Below are 24,664 nucleotides of genomic sequence, written 5' to 3' on the forward strand. Positions count from 1 at the left end.
GGCGGGTGCGCCGGGCGGGCGGACGGCGGGTGCGCGGGCCGCGCGCGGGCGCGGGCGGCGGCGCCCGGGGCGGGGAGGCCGCCCGCGCGGGGGCCGGCGACCCGCCCTAACCCCAAAGTAGCCGAATGGCTACGCAAAGTGTGGCATGATCCTTTGCCATGACTTCATCCGTCGTCTCCAGGCTGGTCGGCGCGCTGGCCGGCGCCGGCGCCGCGCTCGCGGTGGCCGGGGTGCTCGCCGTCCCCGGCGCCGCGGCCGACACCCCCGCCACCGGGGTCCCCGGCTCGGGCACCGCCGGCTCCGCGCCGCACGACCCCGGCGGCGTGGTGCGCCAGGCCGCGGCCGTCGACCCCGACTCCCAGCGCCGCGTCCTGGACTACTGGACCCCCGAGCGCATGGCCGCCGCCGTCCCGCTGGTCCGCACGCTCGACGGCGTCGCGGGCGGCCTGCTCGGCGGGGACCAGGCCCGACCCGGCGGCCAGGCCGCCGCCGAAGCCGAACCCGGTGGCCAGGTCGCGGTGCCGCAGGCCGCCGCGGCCTCCAGCACGGGCGAGCCCTGGACCGGCGGCGGGCGGGTGGCCAAGACGACCGGAAAGGTCTTCCTCACCCTCGACGGCCGCGACTTCACCTGCTCGGCGGCCGTCGTCTCGGCGGACAACCGCGACACCGTCATCACCGCCGGCCACTGCCTCAAGGACGGCACCGGCGCCTGGGTCGACAACTGGACCTTCGCGCCCGGCTACGCCGACGGCGACAGCCCCTACGGCCGCTACACCGCGCGGCAGATGTTCGTGGCGCCGCAGTGGGCCGACAGCGGCGACGACAGCTACGACTTCGGCATGGCGGTGCTCAACCGCTCCGGCGACCGCCACGTCCAGGACCGCACCGGCGCGCACCCCGTGGCCTTCAACACCGCGCCCGGCGACCCCACCTACGCGTTCGGCTACCCCGCCACCGGCCGGTTCGACGGCAACCGCCTGCACTACTGCGCCGGAGGCACCAAACCCGACACCGGCGGCACCACCGCCAGCGGCATGGCCTGCACCATGACCGAGGGCTCCAGCGGCGGCCCGTGGCTGGCCGGCTTCGACCCCGCCTCCGGCAAGGGCACCGTGGTCTCGGTCATCAGCTTCAAGTACGCCGACGACACCCGCACCCAGTACGGCCCCTACCTGGGCGACGCCGCCCAGCGGGTCTACGACCGCGCCCAGTCCTTCTGACCGGGCGCCGGCGGGGCCCCCCCCCCCCCGGGGGGGGGGGGGGGCGGGGCCCCCCCCCCCCCCGCGCACCCCGATCGGGGGGCCGGCGGCCCGCGCCCCGCGGCGGGGAAGGCGGGGCGCGGGCCGCCACCACACGCCGAGCACCGTCTTCCTTGAGGAACCTGAGGAAGTCGTGTGGGATACGTGTGCTTCGGCGCGGACGGGCTGTTTTTCGGTTTCGGCTCCGGTAGGTTACGGCGCCATGTCCATCCGCAACCCCCCCACTCCCGTTCCGGCCGCCGCGCCGCGCCGGGGGCGCGCCGTCGCGCGCCTGGGCTCGGCCGCCGTGGCGGCCACCGCCGCCGCCGCGCTCGTGGCCGCCGGATCGGCCCCCGCAGCCGCGGACACCGCGACCGGTGTCGCCGACCTGCGCGCCGACATCGAGGCGCTGCTCGCCGACCCGGCGCTGGAGGGCGCCACCTCAGGGGTCGTCGTCACCAGCCTCACCCGCGGCGACGTCCTGTACCGCAACGAACCCCGGACCCAGGTGGTCCCGGCCTCCAACGCCAAGCTTTTGACCTCGGCCGCCGCCCTGGAGGTCCTGGGCGCCGACTACCGGTTCACCACCTCGGTGGCCGCCGGCGAGGACCCGGGCGACGGCGTGGTCGACGGCGACCTCTACCTCGTGGGCACCGGCGACCCCACCCTCACCCCCGAGGCGGTCGACAAGCTGGCGGCCGAGGTCGCCGCGGCCGGGGTCACCGAGGTCACCGGCGACCTGCTGGCCGACGACACCTGGTTCGACTCCGAGCGCTACCTGCCCGAGTGGGACCCCACCGACGCGCCCTACTACTACGCGGCGCAGATCTCGGCGCTGACGGTCGCCGCCAACACCGACTACGACACCGGTGTGGTGGACGTCGACGCCCAGGCGGGCGGTGCCGCGGGCGACCCCGTGGACGTCGCCCTGGAGCCCATGACCGACAACCTCAGCCTGGACAACCGGGCCGAGACCGGCGCCTCCGGCAGCACCTCCACGTTCGGGGTGAACCGGGCCACCGGCACCAACGAGTTCACCGCCGAGGGCGCCCTGCCGGTCGAGCAGACCTACTCCACGCTGCGCACGGTGCACGAGCCCACCGACCACGCCGCCCACCTGTTCGCCGCCGCGCTCGCCGAGCACGGCGTCGCGGTGGCGGGCGAGGTCGGCCGGGGCGCCGCGCCGGAGGCGGCCGACCAGGTCGCCGCGCGCTCGTCCATGCCGCTGCGCGAGCTGTTGACCCCGTTCATGAAGCTGTCCAACAACCCGCACGCCGAGATCCTCATGAAGGCCATGGGGCAGGAGGAGTCGGGCGAGGGCACCTGGGCCGCCGGCATCGACGCGGCGACCGAGGCCCTGGGCGACATGGGCGTCAACACCCGCAAGGTGGACCTGGTCGACGGCTCCGGGCTCTCCCACTCCGACCGGGTGACCGCCCAGGCGGTCATGGACGTGCTGGAGGAGGCCCGCGCCGAGCCCTGGTTCGGCGTCTGGCGGGACTCCCTGCCGCTGGCCGGGCACCCCGACCGGCTGGTCGGCGGGACCCTGACCAGCCGCATGCGCGACACCCCGGCCGAGGGCAACGTCCAGGCGAAGACGGGTTCGCTCACCGGCGCCAGCGCCCTGTCGGGCTACGTCACCGCGGCCGGCGGCGAGGAGCTGGCGTTCACCGTCATCAACAACGGGTACTCCGGCGCCGCGCCGCGCGGCGTCCAGGACGCCATCGCGGTGCGCCTGGCGGAGTTCACCCGCGGCGGAACCGTGGACGTCGTCCGCCCGATGGCGGCCGAGCGCACCTCGCCCACCGCCCCCGACGCCGACCTGGAGTGCACCTGGGCCGGCACCTGCTGATCCGGGCGCCGCGCGGCTGATCGGCCGCGCGGCGACTTGCCGCACTCCGGTGCGCAGCCACGGCCGCATCCGCCCCGCCCCCGGCGCGGGCGGGTGCGGCCGCTGTCCTGCGCTGTGCTGCGCTGCCCTGCGCTGTCCTGCGCGCACCGCACCCTCCGCCCCCGCCTACCCTGGAGGGCGATGGACCGCAGCACCCCCACGCCCGACACCGCGCCCGAGCCCGCCGCGCCCCAGCGGCCCGGCGCCGCCCCGGCGCGGCCGGCCGTCCTCTCCCCCGACCTCTGGCGCCCGCGCGAGCGGCGCCACCACGAGCGGGTCGACGCGCTGCTGGCCGACCACCTGGAGCGCCGCCGGCGCGGGGTGGCCCACCCCGTCGAGGACTTCCTCTTCACCTACTACAGCCACCGCCCCGCGCAACTGCGGCGCTGGCACCCCGGCGCGGGCACGGTGCTGCTCGGCGACGACTCCCCCGACCGCGCCGGCGACTCCTACCGTGCCGTGCGCGCCGCCGGCCCCGACGGCCGCCCCGCGCCCGGCCGCACGCTCGACACCGCCGCGTTCACCGCGCGGCGCGGCGCCACCGCGGAGTTCGTGGCGGCGCTGCTGGGCGCCGTGCGCGGGCGCGCCCCGCACCTGGGCTGCTTCGGGCTGCACGAGTGGGCCATGGTCTACCGGCTGCCGCCCGAGCGGGTGCGGCACTCCGCGGTTCCGCTGCGACTGGGGCCCGAGGGCACCGACCGGGTGGTGGAGTCCCACCGCGTGCGCTGCTCGCACTTTGACGCGTTCCGGTTCTTCACCGACGCCGCGCGCCCGCTCAACCGGCTCCAACCCACCCGCGCCGACCAGGTCGCCCTGGACCAGCCCGGGTGCCTGCACGCCAACATGGACCTCTACAAGTGGGCCTACAAGCTGTCGCCGGGCGTGCCCTCCGAACTCGTGGTCGACTGCTTCGAACTGGCCCGCGACATCCGGGTGCTGGACATGCGGGCCTCGCCCTACGACCTGCGCGCCCACGGCTACGCGCCGGTGGAGATCGAGACGCCGGAGGGCAAGGCGGAGTACGTGGCGGCCCAGCGCGCGTTCGCCGACCGGGCGGCCGTCCTGCGCGACCGGCTCCTGGCCGCCTGCGCGCCGCTCACCGCCGGCGGCTGAGGGCGCGGCGGCTCGGGGGTCAGGGGCAGGCGGGCGTCAGCCGTTGGCGGCGGCCAGCGCGGCGGCCACGGTCGCGATGAGCGCGCCGGAGACCGCCACCGACACCGCGAAGAACACCACGTGCAGCCAGCGCCAGCGGCCGTTCTCGACCGGCACCCGCGGCCAGTACCACCCGCCGGCCACCGCCGCCGCGGCGACCGCGCCCACCGCCGCCGACCACACCGCCGGCGGGGTGTGCACCCACTCCCCCATCGGCACCGCCGCCAGCAGCGCCGCGAACGCGCCCAGCGGCATCGACACGATCCGCAGCCGGTCCAGCGGGCGCTGGCCAACCAGGGTGCGGCGCCGCACCACCAGCGACACCGCCAGCAGCGGCGGGAGCAGCAGCATCGGCAGGGTGGCGCCCAGGCTGTAGGCCACGCCGGGCATCATGGGCGACTCCGCCAGCGGGGGCACCTCGGGCGCGCCCATCAGGCGGGGGCCGATGATCGCGGCGTCGGCGGCGAAGCTGTTGGACAGCACGACCACGCCCTGGTCGCCCTGGTAGCCGACGAACGCGGTGGAGCCGTAGGTGCCGCCGCTGTGCTGTACCAGTTCCACGCCCTCGCCGAAGTCGGTGGTGAGCCAGCCCAGCCCGATGCGGGTGTCGCCGTTGGGGCCCTCGTGCGCGGGCTCGACGGCGGCCATGCCCGGGGCGGTGCCCTCCATCAGGGCGCGCAGCAGCCGCTCCAGGTCGCCGGCGGTGGTCCAGGTGCCGATTCCCACCGGCAGGTACTCCGCCGAGCGCCACGGCTCGCTGCGCTTGCCGGGGGCGATGTGCGGCACGGCCGCGCCCTCGGGCAGCCCGTCGAGGTCGGCGCCGCGCAGCACGGTGTCGTCCATGCCCAGCGGGTCCAGCACGCGCTCGCGCACCAGCTCCGGGTAGGGGGTGCCGGTCTCCTCCTCCAGCGCGTCGCCCAGCACGGCGAACCCGAAGTTGGAGTAGCTCCACTCGGGCTGGTTCTCGGCCAGCGGGGTGGACTCCAGGGACGTCTCCACGGGCGGCAGGCCGGCGTAGGGGTCGGTCCCCAGGAACAGGCTGTAGCTGCCGACGGCCGTGCCCTCCACGGGCATGCGGGGCAGGCCGGAGCGGTGGGTGGCCAACTGCTGCAAGGTGATGTCGGCGGCCTCGGGCGAGGCGAACTCCACGTCGGGGTAGACCTCGCCGAGCGTGCGGTCCAGGGAGGTCGCGCCGTCGGCGGCGAGGTCGGCCAGCGCCATGGCGGTGATCACCTTGAAGACCGAGCCGGTCTCGAAGGGGGTGTCGACGGTGACCGGCGCGTCGCCGTCCCGGGTGCCGCCGACCAGGGTCGTGGTCTCGCCGCCGTCCACGCGCAGCACCGACAGCCCCTGCACCTGCCCCTCCACGCCCGCGACGGTGCCGGCCACCGAGTCTTCGAGGGCGGGGTCGCCCTCGAAGGCGACCGGCTCGGCCGGCGGTTTGGCCGGCATCGCCAGGTGGGCGGCGACCGCCGCGACCGCGCCGACGGCGAGGGCGACGGCCCAGACGCGAAGCGGCGCGCGCTCGGGGCGGGGCGCCCGGGGGCGCCGCGAGGGCGGGGGCGAAGAGGGTGCCGCGGCGGGTGCGGCGACGTCGGTGTGCTCCATACCCGCAAGCGTCGCGGAACCGCGCCGTGGCCTGTAGAGGGCGATGTCAGCGATGCGTGATGACAGGTGTCATACGGGTGGGCGGGCGCGGCGGTGCGCGCAACCGGCCCGAGGTGCCGGCGACCACATCCCCCACCAGCGGGAACCCGGGCGCCGCCGGACGCGTCGGAACGCCCATGACACCCCCGCACTCCTTCCCTCCCCCCGGTCCGCCGCCGGCGTCCTACCGCCAGGGCCAGGGCCGGGGCGTCGCGGCCGCGGTGCTGTCGGTCGCGGCCGTCCTGGTGGTCGGCATCGTCGTGCTCACGGTGGTCATGCTGCGCGGCGCGCTGCCGTCTGGGCTGGCCGACCTGCCGGGGGCCGGCGGGGCGCCCGCGCCGTCGGCCTCGGCGAGCCCGTCGCCCACCCCGGTCGAGCTGAGCACCCCCACCGCCGACGCGCCCGAGGCGCTGACCGACGCCACGGTGGCCAACTGGAAGGGCGTGGCCGTCCCCGACTACGGGATCGCCTACGACGTCCCCCAGGCGTGGTTCGCGGCCGACCCCGGCGTGATCACCGGGTTCGAGGAGCCCGACCCCGACGCGCCCTTCGGCTACAGCCCGACGGTGGCCATGAGCGGCGTCGCCGAGTTCGGCGCGCGGCAGGGCCCCTGCCACACCTACCCGCCGGGACCGGGGACCTCCGGGATCTCAGGGGAGGGCGAGCCGGCCGACACCGCCCAGACCGCGCCGCGCGTGGCCGAGGCGTGGGCGGTGGCCGCCTACGGCAACGACAACGGCGACCCGGAGGTGTCGCTGGGCGAGGCGGTGCCCTTCGCCGCCAACGGACTGACCGGCCACCAGGTCACGGCGACCGTCAAGGTGCCGGAGTTCGAGTGCTACCCGGGTGAGGCCCAGGTGCGCGCGGTGTCGTTCGCCGCTCCCCAGGGCGGCGACGTCTACCACTTCGTCGTCTACGCCGACGCCTCGGGCGACGAGGGCCCCAACCTCGCCGACGTCGACACCATGGTCTCGACCCTGCGCCCGCTGGCCTGAGCGCGGCCCGCGCCGCCCCGGGGGCGGCGCGGGCGCGGCGGCCGGCTCAGGCGGTGCGGCCGTGCGCGGCGGCGTGGTCGCGGATGGTCTGGCGGTACCAGTGGTAGCTGTCCTTGGGCGTGCGCGCGAGGGTGTCGTAGTCGACCCGGACGATCCCGAAGCGCCGCTCGTAGCCGAAGGCCCACTCGAAGTTGTCCAGCAGCGACCACACGAAGTAGCCCCGCACGTCCACCCCCGCCTTGACGGCCTCGGCGACCGCCGTGAGGTGGTCGCGGATGTAGGCGATGCGGTCGGTGTCGTGGACCCGCTCGCCGGTGCGGTCGGTGTCCTCCTCCGCCGAGCCGTTCTCGGTGATGAGCACGGGCGGCAGGCCGGGGTAGCGCCGGTGCAGGTCGACCAGCAGGTCGGTGAAGGCCGAGGGCACCACCGGCCAGTCCATGGTGGTGTGCCGCACGCCCTCGAACCGGGGCGCGGAGGTGGCGATGTCGATGGCGGTGCGGCGGGCGGGGTCGGGTTCGGTGTGGGGGGCGTCGGCGATCCGGGTGGGGCGGTAGAAGTTGACGCCGAGGAAGTCCAGCGGCTGGCCGATGACGGCCAGGTCGCCGTCGCGGCGGTAGGACCCGTCGGCCAGTTCGCCCCAGGTCTCGGCCTCGTTGTCGGGGTAGCGGCCGAGCAGCAGCGGGTCCAGCCACACCCGGTTGTGCAGGGTCTCGGCGCGGTCCACGGCGGCGCGGTCGGCGGCGGAGTCGGTGGCCGGCACCAGCCGCTCCAGGTTCAGGGTGATGCCGACCTCGGCGGTGCGGCCGTGCTCGGCCGCCGAGGCGCGCAGTTCGCGGGCGGCCAGCCCGTGGCTGAGCAGCAGGTGGTGGGCCACGGCCAGGGCGGGGGTGCCCTCGCGGGTGCCGGGGGCGTGCCTGCCCAGGGCGTGGCCGAGGAAGGCGGCGCACCAGGGCTCGTTGTGGGTGATCCAGCGGGTGACGCGGTCGCCGAGGCGGTCGGCGACGATCCGGGCGTAGTCGGCGAAGCGCTCGGCGGTGGCGCGCACCCGCCAGCCGCCGGTGTCCTCCAGCGCCTGGGGCAGATCCCAGTGGTAGAGGGTGGCCACGGGCTCGATGCCGGCGGCGGTCAGCTCGTCGACGAGGCGGTCGTAGAAGTCCAGGCCGGCGGGGTTGGCCGGGCCGGTGCCGGTGGGCTGGATCCGGGGCCAGGCCACGGAGAAGCGGTAGGCGCCCACGCCCAGTTCCTTGAGCAGCGCGACGTCCTCGGCGTAGCGGTGGTAGTGGTCGCAGGCGACGTCGCCGTTCTCGCCGCGCAGCACGGCGCCGGGGGTGTGGCTGTAGGTGTCCCAGATGGAGGGGCCGCGTCCGCCTTCGCGCACGGCCCCCTCGATCTGGTAGGAGGCGGTGGCGGCGCCGAACAGGAAGTCGGCGGGCAGCAGCGGCGCGGGGCCGGTCTCGGGCATGGTGCGGTGACCTCCGGTGGGTCGTGGTGGCGCGCGGGTCGGGGCGGGTACAGGCGGGTCAGGGCGGGCGGCGGCGCGTGGGCCGGGAGCGCTCCCAACGCGCGGTCGCGGGCACCCGGGACGGCCCGCACGCCAGGGGGCGCGGGGCCGCTGAACCGATTCGTCTTCCTCTGGGATGGTAGGAACGCCCCACCGCCGGGGTCAATGGGTGATCATGGCGCGGACCGGCCGCGACACCGCCGCCGGGCCCGGCCGGGCGGCGCCCGGGGGGATTCGGACGGCCCCGTTTTGCCAAGGAACCCGCCGAGGAATATCGTTCCGGACCGCGGAGAACCGCAGAGCGGCCCGGATCCCCGGCGCGGCGGGCCCTGTGGCCCCCGCTTGGCCGCACACGCGCGACAGCGGAAAGACGGCGCTTCCATGGACCCCGACGCGACCCAGATCCTCAACAGGACCGTGGAGATCACCCGCAAGGGCGACACCGCACCGGCGTGGGAGGTGGCGGCGCGCGCCCGGCTGAACGCGGCGATCGAGCGCTTCACCGGCCCGCTGGCCGACCTGCTGGCCCGCGACGCCAACGAGGGCGACACCCGGCTACTGGTCACCGACTTCCTCAGCGACGGCCTGAACTTCAGCAAGTACGGCGACCTCACCACCGAGTACCGCACCAAGGGCGAGTCGGTGGACTACGGGATCACCCTGAACGGCGACCTCTTCGCGTTCATCGAGGTCAAGCCGTGCGGCGCGAAACTGGACCCGCGCGGCCTGCGCCAGGCGCGGCTGCACGCGGCCGAGCGCAAGGTGGCGTGGGTGGTGCAGACCAACGGGCGGGTGTGGCAGGCCCACCACCTGGGCGACGGCGGCGAGGACGCCGGCACCGGCCTGGTGGTCGACGTGGACCTGCTCTCCGAGGCGCCGCTGCACGAGCGGGTGGACGCGCTGCTGCCGCTGACGCGCGAGGCCGTGGAGCGGGGCCGACTGGAGACCCTGCGGGCGTGGCGGGCCGCCCTGGAGCCCGCCCCGCTGGCGGCCGCGGCGGCGGCCGACTCGGTGATGGCGGCGCTGCGCGCCGAACTGCTGCGCCGCACCGGGCACGAGGGCCACATCGGCGACACCCAGGAGGCGGCGCGGGCGCTCACCGAGGGCGTCTTCAAGCGCGGCCTCCTCTAGCCCGCTCCTTTCTCCCGGACCCCTTCCCTCAGCCCGGCCCCGCTTGAGGGCCGGGTTGTGTGGTGGTGGCGGCCCCGGTTTCGGTCCGGCCGATTCCGGGGCCGCGCGCTGCGTGGCCAAGGGGTTACACAAACATCACCCGGCATTTTCCGCGTCAGCCTTTCGCACGGTGCGTGATCTCCCCTATCTATCTGTAGTCACCTCGTTCGCACCGGAAGGGGAATCCCCCCATGCGCTCTCCCGTCCGACGCCTCGTCCAGGCCGCCACCGCCCTCGCCGGCGCCGCCGCCCTCGCGCTCACCGGCGCCGGCGCGGCCCATGCCGCCGCCCTGCCGCCCGAGGAACTGCGGCGCGTCACCGACACCTACCTCTACGACATCTCGCTCACCGAGTTCATCGACGTCCGCGACCAGGCCCCCTACGCCGACCAGCTCGACTGGAGCAGCGACTCCTGTAGCTGGTCGCCCGACCAGCCCATCGGCTACGACTTCGACCCCGGCTGCAAGCGCCACGACTTCGGCTACCGCAACTACGAACTCCAGAGCCGGTTCACCGAGGACAACCGGCTGCGCATCGACGACAACTTCCGCGACGACCTCTACGGCATCTGCGACGGCGACTGGCTGTGCCGGGGCGTCGCCGACATCTACTACGCCGCCGTGCGCCAGTTCGGCGGCTCGGGCGTCCAGACCGCCGAGGCGCTGCGCGCGGCCGGCGCCCACCAGCAGGCCGAGGAACTGGTGGCCGTCCACGACGAACTGCGCGCCGCCGACACCCAGGCCGAGGCCAACGCCCTGATCGCGGCGTTCGAGGCCGAGAACGACGTCGACCTCACCCAGCGCTACCCCGTGGCCGGCTGATCGGCTCCGCCCCGCCGGGACCGGCCCGCCGGCCGGCCCCGGCCCCGCGCGGCCCCGATCCCGGGGTCGCGGCGGGGGCGGGCGGCGGGGTGGGTCGAACGGGCTGATCTCGGGCACAATCGGTGCCACCCCCGCTTGGGCGGGGCGCGCCGGGGCGGCTGCGGCCGGGGCCGGCGCCGAACCGGTGAGGGAGTCCGATGGTCAACATCGCAGTCGCGCAGTTCGCGCCCGGCCAGGACAAGCTGGCCAACCTGGCCCAGGCGGGGCGGCTGGTGGCCGAGGCCGCCGACCGGGGCGCGCGGGTGGTACTGCTGCCCGAGTACGCGATGTTCACCGCGCCCCGCACCGACGAGCGGTTCGTGGCGGCGGCCGAACCCCTCGACGGCGCGTTCGCGGCGGGACTGGCCCGGCTCGCGGCGGCCTCGCGGGCGGTGGTGGTGGCCGGCGTGGTGGAGTCGGTGCCCGGCGGCGAGCGGTTCCGCAACACGCTGGTGGCGGTCGCGCCCGACGGGGAGGTCGTGGCGCTGTACCGCAAGCTGCACCTCTACGACGCGTTCGGGGTCACCGAGTCCGACGTGGTGGAGCCCGGCGAGATCGAGGAGCCGCGCACCTTCACCGTGGACGGCCTGACGTTCGGCCTCCAAACCTGCTTTGACCTGCGCTTCCCCGAGGTCACCCGGCGCATCGCCGACGCCGGCGCCCAGGTGCTGCTGCTGGCCGCCCAGTGGGTGCCGGGTCCGCTGAAGGAGGACCACTGGACCACCCTGGTGCGCGCCCGGGCGATCGAGAACACGATGTATGTGGCGGCCGCCGGGCAGAACGCCCCGACCGGGTCCGGAAACAGCGTGATCGTCGACCCGATGGGGGTGCGGCTGGCCGCGCTGGGTGAGCAGACGGGGATTGCGGTCGCGCACATATCGGACGAACGGCTCACCGAGGTCCGGGCGAAAAACCCCGCCCTGGCCCTGCGGCGGTTCACCGTGACCGCCAAGCCGTAAGGAGAATTCCGACATTCAGCGTCTTCAGTCACACTTCCCCCGCCCCATTCCGCCGACAACTACGGATAGTTACTCTACCTAGGCTCTCTGTAGTAAAAATCGGCCAGTGCCATTCCGGTTGCAGACCGTTTCTGATTCAATAAGAGCCGATAGCCACAAGCCCGCCACACTGTCCTAAACCACGGGGGGAGCAAGGACGTTGAGCGGTCTGAGCATTATGTGCGGATCAGACATCAAAAATACGGACACAACCGACATTCACCTCTTTGACCCAGGATCGCTGAGCACCGCGCAGATGATGGGGGACGCCTGCGCCGTGTGCCACGTCCGCTGGCCGCGTCCGCGCCACCCGCTGGGCGATTCGCCCGAGGGCGGCGAACTCTACGGGTGCGACGAATGCGCGGGTTTCCTGGCCGGCCACGAGGACAGCCACGAGAACGGCCACCTGCTGGAACACGCCCTGGTCGCCCACTGACCGCGCACGGGGGCGCGGGAGCGGCCGGGGGCGCGCCGCGGCGCAAAGGGGTGCGGATGGCCCCGCCGAACAGGGCGGGGCGCTCCGGGTCCAGGGGGGCCTGGGACCCGGAGCGCACCCGCTGACGCGCCCGCTCCAAGGGGGGAGGAGGGGAATGAGCGCGCCGTCCGGAAACGCCGGCGGCCGCCGCCGCGCGCGGTCGCGCACGTCGGCGGATCGGCCTCCACCCTACCCCTGACTCCCGGTGCCCGTGGGGAAACCCTGTGTATACGGCACCTTCCGCGTGCGGCGGACCGGCCGGGCCGGTCCGCCGCACGCGTGTTTCGGGCAGTTCAGCCTTTTCGGTCCGTTCTGCGCTTTCAGCCTGTTCGGCCCGCCCAGCCCGGTTGGTCCGTTCAGCCCCCGGAGGGGAAGCCCAGGTCCACCCGGCCCGCCGCACCGGGCCGCCAGCGCGCCGTCACGGCCTTGGTGCGGGTGTAGAAGCGCACCCCCTCCACGCCGTGCATGTGGGAGTCGCCGAACAGGGAGTCCTTCCACCCGCCGAAGGAGTAGTAGGCCATCGGCACGGGGATCGGCACGTTGATCCCGACCATGCCGACCTCCACCTCGTTCTGGAACCGGCGGGCGGCGGCGCCGTCGGCGGTGAACACCGCCGTGCCGTTGCCGTAGGGGTTGGCGTTGATCAGCCGCAGCCCGGCGTCGAGGTCGGGCACCCGCAGCATGCTCAGCACCGGGCCGAAGATCTCGTCGGTGTAGCAGCTCATGTCCGGCGTCACCCGGTCCAGCAGCGAGGGCCCCAGCCAGAACCCGTCGCCGCCCCCGCCCAGCACCGGGTGCACGCGGCCGTCGATCGCCAGCGTGGCGCCCTCGCGCACGCCCGCCTCCAGGTAGGCGGCGACCCGGTCGCGGTGCTCGCGGGTCACCAGCGGCCCCATCTCGCTGCGGTCGTCGTCGCCGGGACCCACCCGCAGCCGCCGCACCCGCTCGGTGATGCGCTCCAGCAGGTCGTCGGCGACCGCCTCGACCGCCACCACCGCCGAGATCGCCATGCACCGCTCCCCCGCCGAGCCGTACCCGGCCGACACGGCGGCGTCGGCGGCGGCGTCCAGGTCGGCGTCGGCCAGCACCAGCATGTGGTTCTTGGCGCCGCCCAGCGCCTGCACGCGCTTGCCGTGGGCGGCGGCGGTGGCGTAGACGTGGCGGGCGACGGGGGTGGAGCCGACGAAGCTCACGGCCTTGACGTCGGGGTGGACCAGCAGCGCGTCGACCGCCGCGCGGTCGCCGTGGACCACGTTGAACACGCCGTCGGGCAGCCCGGCCTCGGCCCACAGCTCGGCCAGGCGCACCGCCGCCGAGGGGTCCTTCTCGCTGGGCTTGAGGACCACGGTGTTGCCGCAGGCGACGGCCACGGGGAACATCCACATCGGCACCATGGCCGGGAAGTTGAACGGCGTGATGGCCGCGACCACCCCCAGCGGCTGGGGGATGGAGTAGGCGTCCACCCGCGTGGACACGTTCTCCGAGAACGCGCCCTTGAGCAGGTGGGGGATCCCGCAGGCGAACTCCACGACCTCCAGGCCGCGGGCGACCTCGCCGGCGGCGTCGGAGACCACCTTGCCGTGCTCGGCGCTGATGATGCGGGCCAGTTCGCCGCTGTGGCGGTGCACGAGTTCGCGGAAGCGGAACAGCACGGCGGTGCGCTGGGCCAGGGAGGCGTCGCGCCAGGCGGGGAACGCGGCGCGGGCGGCGGCCACCGCGGCGTCCACCTCGTCGGGCCCCGCCAGCGCGACGGTGCCGGATACCTCGCCGGTGGCGGGGTTGTGGATGTCGCCGCGCCGCTCGGCGGCGCCGCCGGGGTGCGGCTTGCCGCCGATCCAATGGGTGACGTGGGTACTCATGGGCGTCCTCGCAGAGCGTGGGATGGCGGGGGTCAGCGGGCGGCGGTGTCGACCTCGGTGACGGCGTCGACGAGGATGTCGCGCGCCTCGCGCGCGTCGCCCTCGCCCACGGTCAGCGGCGGCGCCACGCGCAGCACGTTGCCGCGCAGGCCGCCCTTGCCGATGAGCAGGCCCCGGCGCCGGGTGGCCTCCAGGACGGCGGCGGCCAGCTCGGGCGCGGGCCGCCCGGTGCCCGGCTCGACCATCTCGATCGCGAACATCAGCCCCTTGCCGCGCACGGCGCCCACCGCCGGCAGGTCGGCCAGCGGGCGCAGGCCCTCCAGCACCAGCGCGCCCAGCCGGGCGGCGTTGGCCTGGAGGTCGTGGTCGAGGACGTAGTCCAGGGTGGCGTTGGCGGCGGCCGTGGCGATGGGGTTGCCGCCGAAGGTGGAGACCCCGTTGGCGGTGAGGGTGTCCATGAGGTCGCCCCGCGCCACCACGCCGCCGATAGCGAAGCCGTTGCCCAGGCCCTTGGCGAAGGTCATGGCGTCGGGGGTGACGCCGTGCTCGGCGATGCCCCAGAACGCGGCCCCGGTGCGGCCCCACCCGGTCTGCACCTCGTCGGAGACGAACAGGATGCCGTGCTCGTCCAGCACCTCCTTGTAGGCGGCGAACAGGCCGGGCGGGGGCATGGTGAACCCGCCGACCCCCTGCACGGGCTCGGCGATCAGGCAGGCCACGTCGGGCGCGGTGGCGGTGGCGAGCACGTCGCGCAGGTCGGCCACACAGGCGGCGACGTACTCCTCGTCGGACAGCCGCGCGAACGCGGGGGCGTCGCGGTCGGTGCCGTGCAGGTAGTGCACGTTGAGCGGGGAGAGCGCGGAGTTCTTCCAGGAGCGGTTGCCGGTCACGGCCACCGTGCCGTAGGAGCGCCCGTGGTAGCTGTTGCGCATGGCCAGCACCTGGTCGCTGCCCCGGGCGCAGGTGGCCAGCAGCAGCGCGGTCTCGTTGGCCTCGGTTCCGGAGTTGGTGAAGAACACCTTGGCGTCGGGGATACCGGAGAGCCGGGCGATCTTCTCGGCCAGCTCGACCTGGCCGCGCAGCAGGTAGAGGGTCGAGGTGTGCACGACGCCGCTGGCGAGCTGGCGCTCGACGGCCTCGCGCACCTCGGCGACGTCGTAGCCGAGCATGTTGGTGAGGATGCCGGCGAAGAAGTCGAGGTAGGTGGTGCCGTCGGCGTCGGTGACGCGCACCCCCTTGCCGCTGACGATCTCGATGGGGGCGTCGTAGTAGAGGGACAGCCAGGAGGGCAGGACGGCGCGGTGGCGAGCGAGCAGATCCGACATGTGCCCAGTCTCGCCCGCCGGGCATCCGCGTGCCAGCGGCAGGGTGTCGGTTTCGCGGCGGGGTGGTTGACACCCTGTCAGGGCGCGCGCGGGCGGCGCCGCCGGCGCGCGGGGCGCGGCCCGGCCCCCGGGCGCGGCACCGCGGCGCTTCGCGGGCTCCCGGACGGCCCCGGGGACGCCCCGGCCGGCCGCCCTAGACTGGCGGGATGCTGCCGACGCTCGCCGATGTGCTGGCGCTGCCCGCCGTCCAGCGCGCCCGCCCGCGCGTGGTCGTCGGCGCCGACCGCCTCGGCGGCACCGTCCGCTGGGTGCACATCGCCGAGGTCACCGACCTCGCCCACCTGCTGCGCGGCGGCGAGCTGGTGCTGACCACCGGCATCGCCATGCCCGACGACCCGCCCTCGCTCCAGCGCTACGTCGACGGCCTGGCCTCGGCCGGGGTGGCGGGGATCGCGGTCGAACTGGGCCGCAAGTACCGCACCGAGCTCCCCCCGGCGCTGCTGGAGCCGGCGCGGGCGGCCGGCATCCCGGTGATCTGCCTGGAGCGCGAGGCCCGGTTCGTCGAGATCACCGAGGCCGTGCACTCCCGCGTGGTCAACCAGCAACTGGCGGAGCTGCGGGAGTCCGCGCGGCTGCACGAGGTCTTCACCGAGCTGTCGGTGGAGGGCGCGCCGCCGCAGCGGGTGCTGCGCGAGATCGCGCAGTTGTCGGACTGCCCGGTGGTGCTGGAGAACCTGGCGCACCAGGTCCTGGTGTGCGACCTCAACGGCGAGGACCCCGGCCGGCTGCTGGCGTCGTGGGAGGCGCGCTCGCGCGCGGTGCGCACGTCAGGGCGCACGGTGCACGACGCCCCCACGGGGTGGCTGGTGACCACGGTGGGCGCGCGCGGCCAGGACTGGGGGCGGCTCATCCTGGTCTGCGGCGCCGCGCCCAGTCCGCGCCAGACCATGCTGCTGGAGCGGGCCGCCACCACGCTGGCCCTGGGGCGGCTGCTGGAGCGCCACCAGGAGAGCCTGGAGCGCCAGACCCACCGCACGATCATCTCCGGGATCATCGACCGCGCCTACTCCGACCCCGAGGAGGCGCTGGTGCGCGCCCGCGCGGTGGGCGTGCCGCTGGGCGGGCGGCCCCTGGTGGGGCTGGTGCTGCGGCTGCGCGAGGCCGGCACCGGGCTGGCCGCCCAGGCGCGGCTGGCCGACACCGCCGAGGCGGTGGCGCGGGCCTGCCGCGAACTCCGGCTGGCGGCGCTGGTGGGGTCGGTGGACGACCTGCGGGTGGGCGTGCTGCTGGCCGAGCCCGAGTCGGGCGGGCTGGACGCCGCGCTGCACCGGCTGGCCGGGCGCATCCGCGAGCGGGTGGGCGCCGAGGCGGTGCTGGCGGCGGGCTCCACCGCCGAGGACGTGCGCGACGTGCGGCGGTCGTTCCTGGAGGCGCGCCAGGTGGGCGACGTCGCGGCGCACGAGGAGCCGCGCGAGGGCGGCCGGCCGTTCTACCGGCTGACCGACCTGCGGCTGCGCGGCCTGCTGCACCTGCTGCGCGACGACGAGCGGGTGCAGACCTACGTGGAGCGCGAACTGGGTCCGCTGCTGGACCACGACGCCCGCCACGGCGGCGACCTCACCGAGATGCTGCGCCGCTACCTGGAGGCCGGGCGCAACAAGGCGCTGGCGGCGTCCACCGCCCACCTGTCGCGCCCGGCCTTCTACGAGCGGCTGCGGCGGATCTCCCACGTGCTGGACGCCGACCTGGACTCCGTGGAGACCTGCCTGTCGCTGCACGTGGCCCTGCTGGCGCTGGACTCCGTGCGCGGCCGGCTCTCCGGGTAGCGGGTGGCGGGCGGCGCTGCCCGGCGCCCGGCCGCCTTTAGGACCGCCCCGCACCATGCAGTACTTTTGATTCCGTTTTCCAGCCCTACTCGCGCGACCGATTCGGCAGAATGGCGAGCAGGACGCATTCGTTCGCGTCAACCCACGGACATCGGAGGTCCCTGTGACCGACCACGGTGGTACGGCACCGGCCGGACGGAGGCACGCCGCCTCCGGCGTCGCCCTCGACGCCACCGCCAAGCGCATCATCGAGCAGCTCCAGCAGGACGGCCGCCGCTCCTACGCCGCCATCGGCAAGGCCGTGGGGCTGTCGGAGGCCGCGGTGCGCCAGCGGGTGCAGCGGCTGCTGGAGGCCGGTGTGGTGCAGGTGGTGGGCGTGACCGACCCGATGATGCTGGGGTTCAGCCGCCAGGCCATGATCGGCGTGCGCTCCGACGGCGACCTCACCGCCGTGGCCGACGCGGTGTCGGAACTGGACGGGGTGGACTACGTGGTGATCACCGCGGGCTCCTTCGACGTCCTGGTCGAGGTGGTGGCCGCCGACGACGACGAACTGCTGGAGATCCTCGGCGCCATCCGCGCCGTGCCCGGGGTGACCGCCACCGAGACGTTCCTGTACCTCAAGCTGCGCAAGCAGACCTACGCCTGGGGGACCCGCTGAGGGCCCGGCGGCGCGGCCCTACAGCAGCCCCATGGCCACGCCGGGCGCGTAGACCAGCGCCGCGAACCGGGCCGTGCGGGTTACGAAGGTGACCACCACGAAGCTGAGCAGCGGCATCCGCAGGGTCCCGGCCAGCACCGCCACCACCATGAACGGCGGGATGCTGGAGAACGAGCTGACCCCCACCAGCCCCATGGTCCACAGCGGCCGGCCCTCGGCCTTGGCGCGCCAGCGCTCCGCCCGCTCGGCCCACTTCGAGGGGGTCTCGGCCCTGCGCTTGAGCCAGGGGATGTTGAGCGCGCCGCGGCCGAGGTAGAAGTAGACGACCTTGGCGAGGGTCTGGCCGATTCCGGCCGCCACCGCCATGGCGAACAGCACCCCGCCGCCCAGCGCGCCCATGCCCATCAGGTACAGCTCGACGTTGATGACCGGGAACAGCGCCGACACCGCCCCCATGACGAACGCCAGCGCGGTCTCGGTCACGGACTGGATCACTGCGGTCTCCGTTTGCGCCGGGAACGAAGGAGCCGGGCGGGCCGGGTGATGCGGTGCGGCGGAGCTGGGCGCTAGTTCTCGGCGGCGGCCAGCTGGCCGCACGCGCCGTCGATCTCCTGGCCGCGGGTGTCGCGGATGGTGACCGGCACGCCGTGGGCCTCCAGGCGGCGCACGAACTCGCGTTCGTCCTCGGGCCGCGAGGCGGTCCACTTCGAGCCGGGCGTGGGGTTCAGCGGGATCAGGTTGACGTGCACCAGGTGGCCCTTGAGCAGCCTCCCGAGGAGGTCGGCCCGCCACGCCTGGTCGTTGATGTCGCGGATCAGAGCGTACTCGATGGAGACCCGGCGCCCGGTGGTGTCGGAGTAGCGCCACGCGGCGTCGAGGACCTCGGCGACCTTCCAGCGGTTGTTGACCGGCACGAGTTCGTCGCGCAGGTCGTCGTCGGGGGCGTGCAGCGACACCGCCAGCCGCACCTGCATGCGCTCGGCGATCAGCTTGTCGATGGCCGGCACCAGGCCGACGGTGGAGACCGTGACGCTGCGCTGGGAGATCCCCAGGCCGCCGGGGACGGGGTCGGTCATGCGCCGCACGGACTCCAGCACCCGCTTGTAGTTGGCCAGCGGCTCGCCCATGCCCATGAAGACGATGTTGCTGATGCGGCCCGGCCCGCCGGCGACCTCGCCGCGGGCGAGGTCGCGCGCCACCGACACCACCTGGTCGACGATCTCGCCGGTGGAGAGGTTGCGGGTGAGGCCGTTCTGGCCGGTGGCGCAGAAGGGGCAGTTCATGCCGCAGCCGGCCTGGGAGGACACGCACAGGGTGACGCGGTCGGGGTAGCGCATGAGCACCGACTCGAACAGCACGCCGTCGAAGGCGCGCCACAGGGTCTTGCGGGTCATGCCGTCGTCGCAGGTGATGTGGCGCACGGGGGTGAGCAGCGGCGGCAGCAGCGCCTCGCCCAGGCGCTCGCGGGCGCCGGCCGGGAGGTCGGTCATGGCCGCGGTGTCGGACTCCAGGCGGCCGAAGTAGTGCTGCGCGAGCTGCTTGGCGCGGAAGGGCGGCTCGCCCAGCTCGGCGACCGCCGCGCGGCGCTGCTCGGGGCTGAGGTCGGCGAGGTGCCGGGGCGGCTGGGCCCTGCGGGGTGCGACGAAGGTGAGCTCGGCAGGCATCGGTATCCAAGGACAGAAGGGAGCGGGCGGAACCGGCGACGGGAGCGGCGATGCGCGGTACTTTAGGGGCCTAAACGGCCAATGCGGCGGACGCCGTGGTGCCGCCCCGTGGGGCACTACGGTTCATACTATGCGGCGCTGGGGCGGCGCCGTCCGCAGACGAGTCGTTCGACCAGCCGACAAGGAGGGCCGGTGGCAGGAGCGCGCGTACTCCTCGACCAGTTCAGCCCGTACCGCAGCCGCCGAGTCGTCGTGGAGTACGACACGCGGACCACGGCCGCCTACCTGCTCGACGCCCGCGGCACCATCCGGGTGCCGGTGTGGCTGGCCAACCACGAGATGGCCCCCGACACCAGCGACCCCGAAGGGCTCTACCGCGGCCAGGCGCCGCTGATGCCCGCCGCCCACACCAAGCACCCCCAGGGCCGCGCGCCGTTCGCCGAGGACAGCCTGCGGGCGGTGTGGTTCGAGGAGGGCGACGGCGTGGCGCTGCTGGACGACGACGGCCTGCTGGCGATCATCCCGGGCTGGGCCGAGGCCGACAGCGGCCTGCCCGGCTACGCGCGCGAGGCGATCGGCAGATCGCCCTACGCCTGGGCGCTGGACCCGGTGGCAGCGCAGCTGTGGCCGCGGGTGGTGCACGCCGAGGCGTACTGGGACTGGCGGGCCGCGCCCAACGCCTGGCGCAGCGTGCAGCGCACGGTGTTCAACCACCTCACCCGCACCGTGGGCCCCGCCGGGCACTACTGGGACGTGTCCGACGGCCACGCCCCGCTGATCCGGGTGTCGGAGCGCCCGCCCACCGAGGACCGCCCCTACACCGTGCTGAGCACGGTGGGGATGTGCGGCCAGCGCATGCCCACGCTCGACCGGTACATGGCCGACACCTCGGCCTACGCGCGGATCGAACTGGCGCTGGCCACCACCACCCAGGCGCACGTGGCGGCCCGGATCTTCCGCTGGATCGGGGCGTTCCCGTGGCGGGCGGTGACCTGGTTCGGCACCGGGCACAGCGTGAAGTGGCTGGACAACCCCGAGGACACCGCCATGCGCGGCGGCAACGCGGCGGTCCTGCTGGTGGCCGACCCCACCCCCCTGTCGGGGGAGTCGGGCCACCTGCCGCCCGACACCTCGGGCCTGACCTTCCACGGCGACCCGGTGACCTGGTTGTGGATCGTGCCGATCACCCGCCCCGAGCACCTGTTCGCCAAGGAGCACGACTCCGCCACTCTCATCGACAAGCTCGCGGCCGAGGGCCGCAGCTGGATCCTGGGCTGACCCCGGGGCGGTCACCGCCGCCACCGCCGGGAGACCGCTTCGTCGATGACGTCGGAGGCGGCGTTGTAGGTGTGGGTGAGGTTGAACTCCGCGGCGCCGGCGCCCAGGGCGAAGGGGGTGATGTCGCCGTCGGTGAGGGCGACCTCGTAGCCGTGGGCCGTGGTGATGTGGTGGAGGCGGCCGTCGGGGGTGTCCTCGATGCTGTGGTACTCGATGATCTTCAGTCCGGCCAGGTCCATGAGGATGCGGCCGAGGGTGTCGCGCGGGGGCCAGGACTCCATGCGTGTCCTCCTTGGACTCCGTGGGCGGTGGTGCCCGACCATCGGGTTCCAGCGTGCCAGGCGGGCGGTGCCCGGGTCCGCCGCTCGCGGCAATCTGTGGACAACCACTCGGCGCCCCCGTCCGGGCACGTACCGCACCCAACCCCCAAACAACTGTTTGACGGTCGGCGTGCCGGCGCCGTAGGTTGGCGCCCGTGACCCAGGACCCCCCCGACCCCTCGCTGCGCGGCCTGCGGCTGTTCGCCCACCCGCTGCGGCTGCGCCTGCTGTCGCTGCTCACCGGCACCGCCATGAGCGCGGCCGAGGCCGCCCGCGAACTCGGCGAGACCCAGGCCAACGTCAGCTACCACATGCGCCGCCTGCACCAGGGCGGCCTGCTCGAACTCGCCGAGGAGGTCAGCGTCTCGGGCGGCCGCGCGCGGCGCTACCGCCACAACGCCGACAGCGGCCCGGCGGCCACGGCCGGGGCTCCCCCGGCCACCCGCGCCGAGCACCGGTTGCTGGTCGAGGCGCTGGCCGCCGAACTCCACCGGCGCACCGACCGCCGCAGCACCGGTGTCCCCGGCCACTTCACCGACGCCGAGGTGTGGATCGACGCCTCCGCGTGGGCCGACCTGCGCGCGGCGTTCGACGCCGTGGGCACCCGCGTCCACCAGGCCGCTCGCCCGCCCCGCACCCCCGGGACGGTTCACCTCAGCGCGTCCCTGCTGCTGTTCCAGCTGGCGGAGTCCGCTGAGGAAGGCGACGACCCCGGCGCACCCGGGGCCGGCCCCCCGGGCAGCGAGGACGCCCCGTGACCACCGCACCCGCCGGCCTGCGCCCCGTGCTGGCCCACCGCGACTTCCGCGGCCTGGCCGCCGGCCGCGCCCTGATGTACTTCGGCAACGGCCTGGCCACCGTCGGCCTGACCTTCGCGGTGCTCGACCTCACCGGCTCGCTGGTGGACCTCGGCGTGGTCCTGGGCGCCCGATCGGCCGCCCTGGTGGTGTTCGCCCTGGCCGGCGGGGTGCTGGCCGACCGGCTGCCGCGCCAGGCCGTGCTCCAGGGCGCGTGCGCGCTGGCCGCGCTGTCCCAGGGCGCCATCGCCGCCGGCGTGCTCACCGGCGCGGCGTCGGTGCCGCTGCTGGCCGCGCTCAGCCTGGTCAACGGCGCCGTGTCGGCCGTGGGCCTGCCCGCCGCCGTGTCGCTGATCCCCCACACCGTCCCGGCCGCCCTGCTGCGCCCGGCCAACGCCCTGGCCCGCATGGGCATGATGCTCGGCATGGCCATGGGCATGTCGGTCGGCGGCGGCGCGGTGAGCCTGGCCGGCCCCGCATGGACGCTGGCCGGCGGCGCGGCCGTCTTCGCCGCGGCGGGCCTGGCCTTCGCCGCCGTGCGCGTGGTGGTGCCGCGCCGCACCGACCACGCCCACCCGCTGCGCGACCTCGCCGAGGGCTGGTCGGAGTTCGCCTCGCGGCCCTGGGTGTGGTCGGTGGTACTCCAGTTCATGGTGGTCAACGCGGTGTTCGCCGGCGGGGTGAAGGTGCTGGGCGCCGGCGTGGCCGACGAGACGATCGGGCGCGGGCTGTGGGGCCTGGTGCTCAGCGCCGAGACGGCGGGCGCGCTGCTCGGCGGGGTGCTGGCGGCGCGCTGGCAGCCGCGCCGGGCGCTGCTGTTCGGTGTCGCGCTCACCGCCGTGGACGCCCTGCCGCTGCTGACGCTGGGCTATGCCCCCTCGGTGCCGTTCCTGCTGGGGGCCATGTTCCTCACCGGGGTGGCGCTGGAGCAGTTCGGCGTGGCCTGGGAGGTGTCGCTCCAGCAGAACATCCCGCCCGACCGCCTGGCGCGGGTGTACTCCTACGACGCGCTGGGGTCGTTCGTGGCCCTGCCCATCGGCGAGGCGCTGGCCGGCCCGCTGGCGGCGCTGCTGGGCACCCGCACCACCCTGGCGGGCGGGGCCGCGCTCATCCTGCTGGCCACACTCGGCGTGCTGGCCTCGCGGGGGGTGCGCACGCTGGAGGTGCGCCAGGACGAGTGACGAGCCCTCAGGCCACCAGCAGCGACAGCACCACCCAGGCGACCGGGCCGGCGATCAGCAGGGAGTCGACCCGGTCCAGCAGGCCGCCGTGGCCCGGCATGAACCGGCCCATGTCCTTGACCCCCAGGTCGCGCTTGAACATGGACTCGATCAGGTCGCCCACGGTGGCGGCCAGCACCACCGCCAGGCCCAGCACCGCGCCCGCCCACACCGGGCCGTCCAGCATGAACACCACGGTCAGCGCGCCCACGAGCATGCACGCCAGCACCGAGCCGCCGAACCCCTCCCAGGTCTTGTTGGGGCTGATGACCGGCGCCATCCTGTGCCGGCCGATGAGGATGCCGGCGAAGTAGCCGCCGATGTCGCTGGAGATGGTGACGAGGATGAACGCGATCAGCCGCTCGGGGCCGTCGTCGGGTGTGGCGATCAGCAACTGCCAGGTGCCCAGCAGGAACGGCAGGTACACCAGGGTGAACAGGTTGGCGCCGGCGTCGCGGACATAGCCCTGCGACCCGGCCCGCAGCCGCCACGACAGCGCGGCGATCGCGGTGAGCGCGGTGGCGCCCACCAGCCACTCGGGGCCGCCGAAGTAGGCGCACACCTGCATGGCCACGCCGCCCGCCGCCAGCGGCGGCAGCGCCAGCCGGCCGCCGGTGGAGACCAGGCCGCGGTTGATCTCGCGCAGCCCGATCAGCACGGCCGCCGAGGTGATGGCGACGAAGCCCGCGGAGTAGGGGTAGATCGACAGCAGCACCAGCGCGCCCAGCGCCACACCGCTGGCGATGGCCACCGGCAGGTTGCGGCCGGTGCGCACCGGCTGGCCGTCGGGCTTGTGCAGCACGAACCGCCGGTTCTCGGGGCGCGCCGGACCGGCGCCCGGCCCGGCGTGGGCGGCGGGCGCGGATCCGGCGGACCCGGACTGCTCGGGCGGCGCGGACGCGGGCGGTTCGGACGGCTCGGGTACGGCCGAGCCGGTGGGCGGCGGAGGGCCGGCGGGGGTGTCCTCGCCGGGTTCCTCGGGCGCGCCGCCCGAGGGCGCGGCGCCGTACCCCGAGCCGCCCGCGGCGGCGCCGGGCGCGGAGCCGTTCACCGAGGGCGGCGCCGGGCGGGCCGGCCCGGCGGCGCCGGGGTCAGCGGCCGCACCGGAGTCGGCCGGCGGCACGGGGCCGGTCCCGCCTCTGTCGTCGTCCTGCTCGGATCCGGGCTCGATGAACGTCACTGGCGCTAGACCTCAAGCAGTTCGGATTCCTTGTGCTTCAGCAGCTCGTCGATCTGGGCGACGTACTTCTGGGTCAGCTCGTCCAGCTCGTCCTGGGCGCGGTGGCCCTCGTCCTCGCCGATGTCGCCGCCCTTGACGGCCTTGTCGATGGCGTCCTTGGCGTGGCGGCGGACGTTGCGGACGGACACGCGGGCGTCCTCGGCCTTGCCGCGCGCGAGCTTGGCGTACTCCTTGCGGCGCTCCTCGGACAGGTCGGGGAACACCACGCGGATGATGTTGCCGTCGTTGGCCGGGTTCACGCCGAGGTCGCTCTCGCGGATGGCCTTCTCAACGGCCGACAGGGAGTTCTTGTCGAACGGGGAGACGACCACCATGCGCGGCTCGGGCACGGAGAACGACGCGAGCTGGTTGATCGGGGTGGGGGCGCCGTAGTACTCGGCCGTGATCTTGTTGAAGGTGGCGGGACCGGGACGGCCCGTGCGGATCGCGGCGAAGTCCTCCTTGGCGACCACCACGGCCTTCTCCATCTTCTCCTCGGCCTCGAGGAGGGTCTCTTCGATCATTGGGGCTCCCGTGTGTCGCTTCGATCTGTCGGAGGTCTGCGCGT

The 24,664-nt window shown here is 74.7% G+C and carries 22 protein-coding genes; 13 read left to right on the forward strand and 9 right to left on the reverse strand.

Features of this window, described 5'->3' with window-relative positions; translation table 11 throughout:
* Positions 1-158: 158 nt before the first annotated feature.
* The 3 genes from LG943_RS00160 to LG943_RS00170 all read left to right on the forward strand — a co-directional run bounded on the left by LG943_RS00160 (position 159) and on the right by LG943_RS00170 (position 4,242).
* Positions 159-1,220 (forward strand): trypsin-like serine peptidase, encoded by a 1,062-nt coding sequence (locus LG943_RS00160; RefSeq protein ID WP_270070056.1) that lies wholly within the window; start codon positions 159-161, stop codon positions 1,218-1,220.
* Between the two features lie 241 nt (positions 1,221-1,461).
* On the forward strand, positions 1,462-3,090 hold the full coding sequence (gene dacB / locus LG943_RS00165) for a D-alanyl-D-alanine carboxypeptidase/D-alanyl-D-alanine endopeptidase (protein WP_270070057.1): 1,629 nt from the start codon (positions 1,462-1,464) through the stop codon (positions 3,088-3,090).
* 180 nt (positions 3,091-3,270) lie between these two features.
* On the forward strand, positions 3,271-4,242 hold the full coding sequence (locus LG943_RS00170) for a 3-methyladenine DNA glycosylase (protein WP_270070058.1): 972 nt from the start codon (positions 3,271-3,273) through the stop codon (positions 4,240-4,242).
* Positions 4,243-4,278: 36 nt separating this feature from the next.
* Here LG943_RS00170 and LG943_RS00175 read toward each other — a convergent pair whose 3' ends face one another.
* Positions 4,279-5,889: a serine hydrolase domain-containing protein gene (locus LG943_RS00175; RefSeq protein ID WP_270070059.1), complete on the reverse strand. Its 1,611-nt coding sequence runs from the start codon at positions 5,887-5,889 to the stop codon at positions 4,279-4,281.
* Positions 5,890-6,065: 176 nt separating this feature from the next.
* Between LG943_RS00175 and LG943_RS00180 the strand changes: the two genes are divergently transcribed.
* Positions 6,066-6,923 (forward strand): hypothetical protein, encoded by an 858-nt coding sequence (locus LG943_RS00180; protein ID WP_270070060.1) that lies wholly within the window; start codon positions 6,066-6,068, stop codon positions 6,921-6,923.
* A 46-nt stretch (positions 6,924-6,969) separates the two neighbouring features.
* Here the strand turns inward: LG943_RS00180 and LG943_RS00185 are convergent, their stop codons facing one another.
* Positions 6,970-8,385 (reverse strand): GH1 family beta-glucosidase, encoded by a 1,416-nt coding sequence (locus LG943_RS00185; RefSeq protein ID WP_270070061.1) that lies wholly within the window; start codon positions 8,383-8,385, stop codon positions 6,970-6,972.
* Positions 8,386-8,805: 420 nt separating this feature from the next.
* On the opposite strand from LG943_RS00185, the gene LG943_RS00190 reads away from it, so the two are divergent.
* From LG943_RS00190 to LG943_RS00205, 4 genes are all read left to right on the forward strand, one after another.
* Entirely contained in the window at positions 8,806-9,555 is a 750-nt protein-coding gene (locus LG943_RS00190) for a hypothetical protein (RefSeq protein ID WP_270070062.1), read from the forward strand.
* Positions 9,556-9,785: 230 nt separating this feature from the next.
* Complete coding sequence (locus tag LG943_RS00195; RefSeq protein ID WP_270070063.1) at positions 9,786-10,415, forward strand: phospholipase; 630 nt, start codon at positions 9,786-9,788, stop codon at positions 10,413-10,415.
* A 197-nt stretch (positions 10,416-10,612) separates the two neighbouring features.
* A complete protein-coding gene (locus LG943_RS00200) occupies positions 10,613-11,413 on the forward strand; it encodes a carbon-nitrogen hydrolase family protein (protein WP_270070064.1) in 801 nt (266 codons plus the stop codon).
* A 295-nt stretch (positions 11,414-11,708) separates the two neighbouring features.
* Entirely contained in the window at positions 11,709-11,888 is a 180-nt protein-coding gene (locus LG943_RS00205; protein WP_408648514.1) for a hypothetical protein, read from the forward strand.
* 395 nt (positions 11,889-12,283) lie between these two features.
* Here the strand turns inward: LG943_RS00205 and LG943_RS00210 are convergent, their stop codons facing one another.
* On the reverse strand, positions 12,284-13,786 hold the full coding sequence (locus LG943_RS00210) for a CoA-acylating methylmalonate-semialdehyde dehydrogenase (RefSeq protein WP_270070065.1): 1,503 nt from the start codon (positions 13,784-13,786) through the stop codon (positions 12,284-12,286).
* A gap of 32 nt (positions 13,787-13,818) precedes the next feature.
* On the reverse strand, positions 13,819-15,111 hold the full coding sequence (locus LG943_RS00215; protein ID WP_270070066.1) for an aspartate aminotransferase family protein: 1,293 nt from the start codon (positions 15,109-15,111) through the stop codon (positions 13,819-13,821).
* 206 nt (positions 15,112-15,317) lie between these two features.
* On the opposite strand from LG943_RS00215, the gene LG943_RS00220 reads away from it, so the two are divergent.
* Positions 15,318-16,937, forward strand: coding sequence for a PucR family transcriptional regulator (locus tag LG943_RS00220; protein ID WP_270070067.1), 1,620 nt, complete (start codon positions 15,318-15,320; stop codon positions 16,935-16,937).
* Between the two features lie 163 nt (positions 16,938-17,100).
* Complete coding sequence (locus LG943_RS00225) at positions 17,101-17,598, forward strand: Lrp/AsnC family transcriptional regulator (protein ID WP_270070068.1); 498 nt, start codon at positions 17,101-17,103, stop codon at positions 17,596-17,598.
* A gap of 18 nt (positions 17,599-17,616) precedes the next feature.
* Here the strand turns inward: LG943_RS00225 and LG943_RS00230 are convergent, their stop codons facing one another.
* Together LG943_RS00230 and rlmN are read right to left on the reverse strand one after the other, a co-directional pair.
* Positions 17,617-18,081 (reverse strand): VTT domain-containing protein, encoded by a 465-nt coding sequence (locus LG943_RS00230; protein WP_270070180.1) that lies wholly within the window; start codon positions 18,079-18,081, stop codon positions 17,617-17,619.
* A gap of 83 nt (positions 18,082-18,164) precedes the next feature.
* Positions 18,165-19,262 (reverse strand): 23S rRNA (adenine(2503)-C(2))-methyltransferase RlmN, encoded by a 1,098-nt coding sequence (rlmN, locus tag LG943_RS00235; protein ID WP_270070069.1) that lies wholly within the window; start codon positions 19,260-19,262, stop codon positions 18,165-18,167.
* A gap of 192 nt (positions 19,263-19,454) precedes the next feature.
* On the opposite strand from rlmN, the gene LG943_RS00240 reads away from it, so the two are divergent.
* Positions 19,455-20,540 (forward strand): suppressor of fused domain protein, encoded by a 1,086-nt coding sequence (locus LG943_RS00240; RefSeq protein ID WP_270070070.1) that lies wholly within the window; start codon positions 19,455-19,457, stop codon positions 20,538-20,540.
* Between the two features lie 11 nt (positions 20,541-20,551).
* On the opposite strand, the gene LG943_RS00245 is transcribed toward LG943_RS00240, so the two are convergent.
* Positions 20,552-20,821, reverse strand: coding sequence for a hypothetical protein (locus tag LG943_RS00245; RefSeq protein ID WP_270070071.1), 270 nt, complete (start codon positions 20,819-20,821; stop codon positions 20,552-20,554).
* Positions 20,822-21,015: 194 nt separating this feature from the next.
* Here LG943_RS00245 and LG943_RS00250 point away from each other — a divergent pair, with 194 nt between their 5' ends.
* On the forward strand, positions 21,016-21,618 hold the full coding sequence (locus LG943_RS00250) for a winged helix-turn-helix domain-containing protein (protein WP_270070072.1): 603 nt from the start codon (positions 21,016-21,018) through the stop codon (positions 21,616-21,618).
* Positions 21,615-22,838 (forward strand): MFS transporter, encoded by a 1,224-nt coding sequence (locus LG943_RS00255; RefSeq protein ID WP_270070073.1) that lies wholly within the window; start codon positions 21,615-21,617, stop codon positions 22,836-22,838. Before LG943_RS00250 ends, LG943_RS00255 begins: the two co-directional genes overlap by 4 nt.
* 7 nt (positions 22,839-22,845) lie before the next feature.
* On the opposite strand, the gene LG943_RS00260 is transcribed toward LG943_RS00255, so the two are convergent.
* Positions 22,846-23,679: a phosphatidate cytidylyltransferase gene (locus LG943_RS00260; protein WP_270070181.1), complete on the reverse strand. Its 834-nt coding sequence runs from the start codon at positions 23,677-23,679 to the stop codon at positions 22,846-22,848.
* Between the two features lie 383 nt (positions 23,680-24,062).
* Complete coding sequence (gene frr / locus LG943_RS00265) at positions 24,063-24,620, reverse strand: ribosome recycling factor (RefSeq protein WP_270070074.1); 558 nt, start codon at positions 24,618-24,620, stop codon at positions 24,063-24,065.
* Positions 24,621-24,664 lie beyond the last annotated feature (44 nt).

Origin of the sequence: Streptomonospora mangrovi (assembly GCF_027604915.1) — a bacterium.
GTDB classification, from domain to species: domain Bacteria; phylum Actinomycetota; class Actinomycetes; order Streptosporangiales; family Streptosporangiaceae; genus Streptomonospora; species Streptomonospora mangrovi.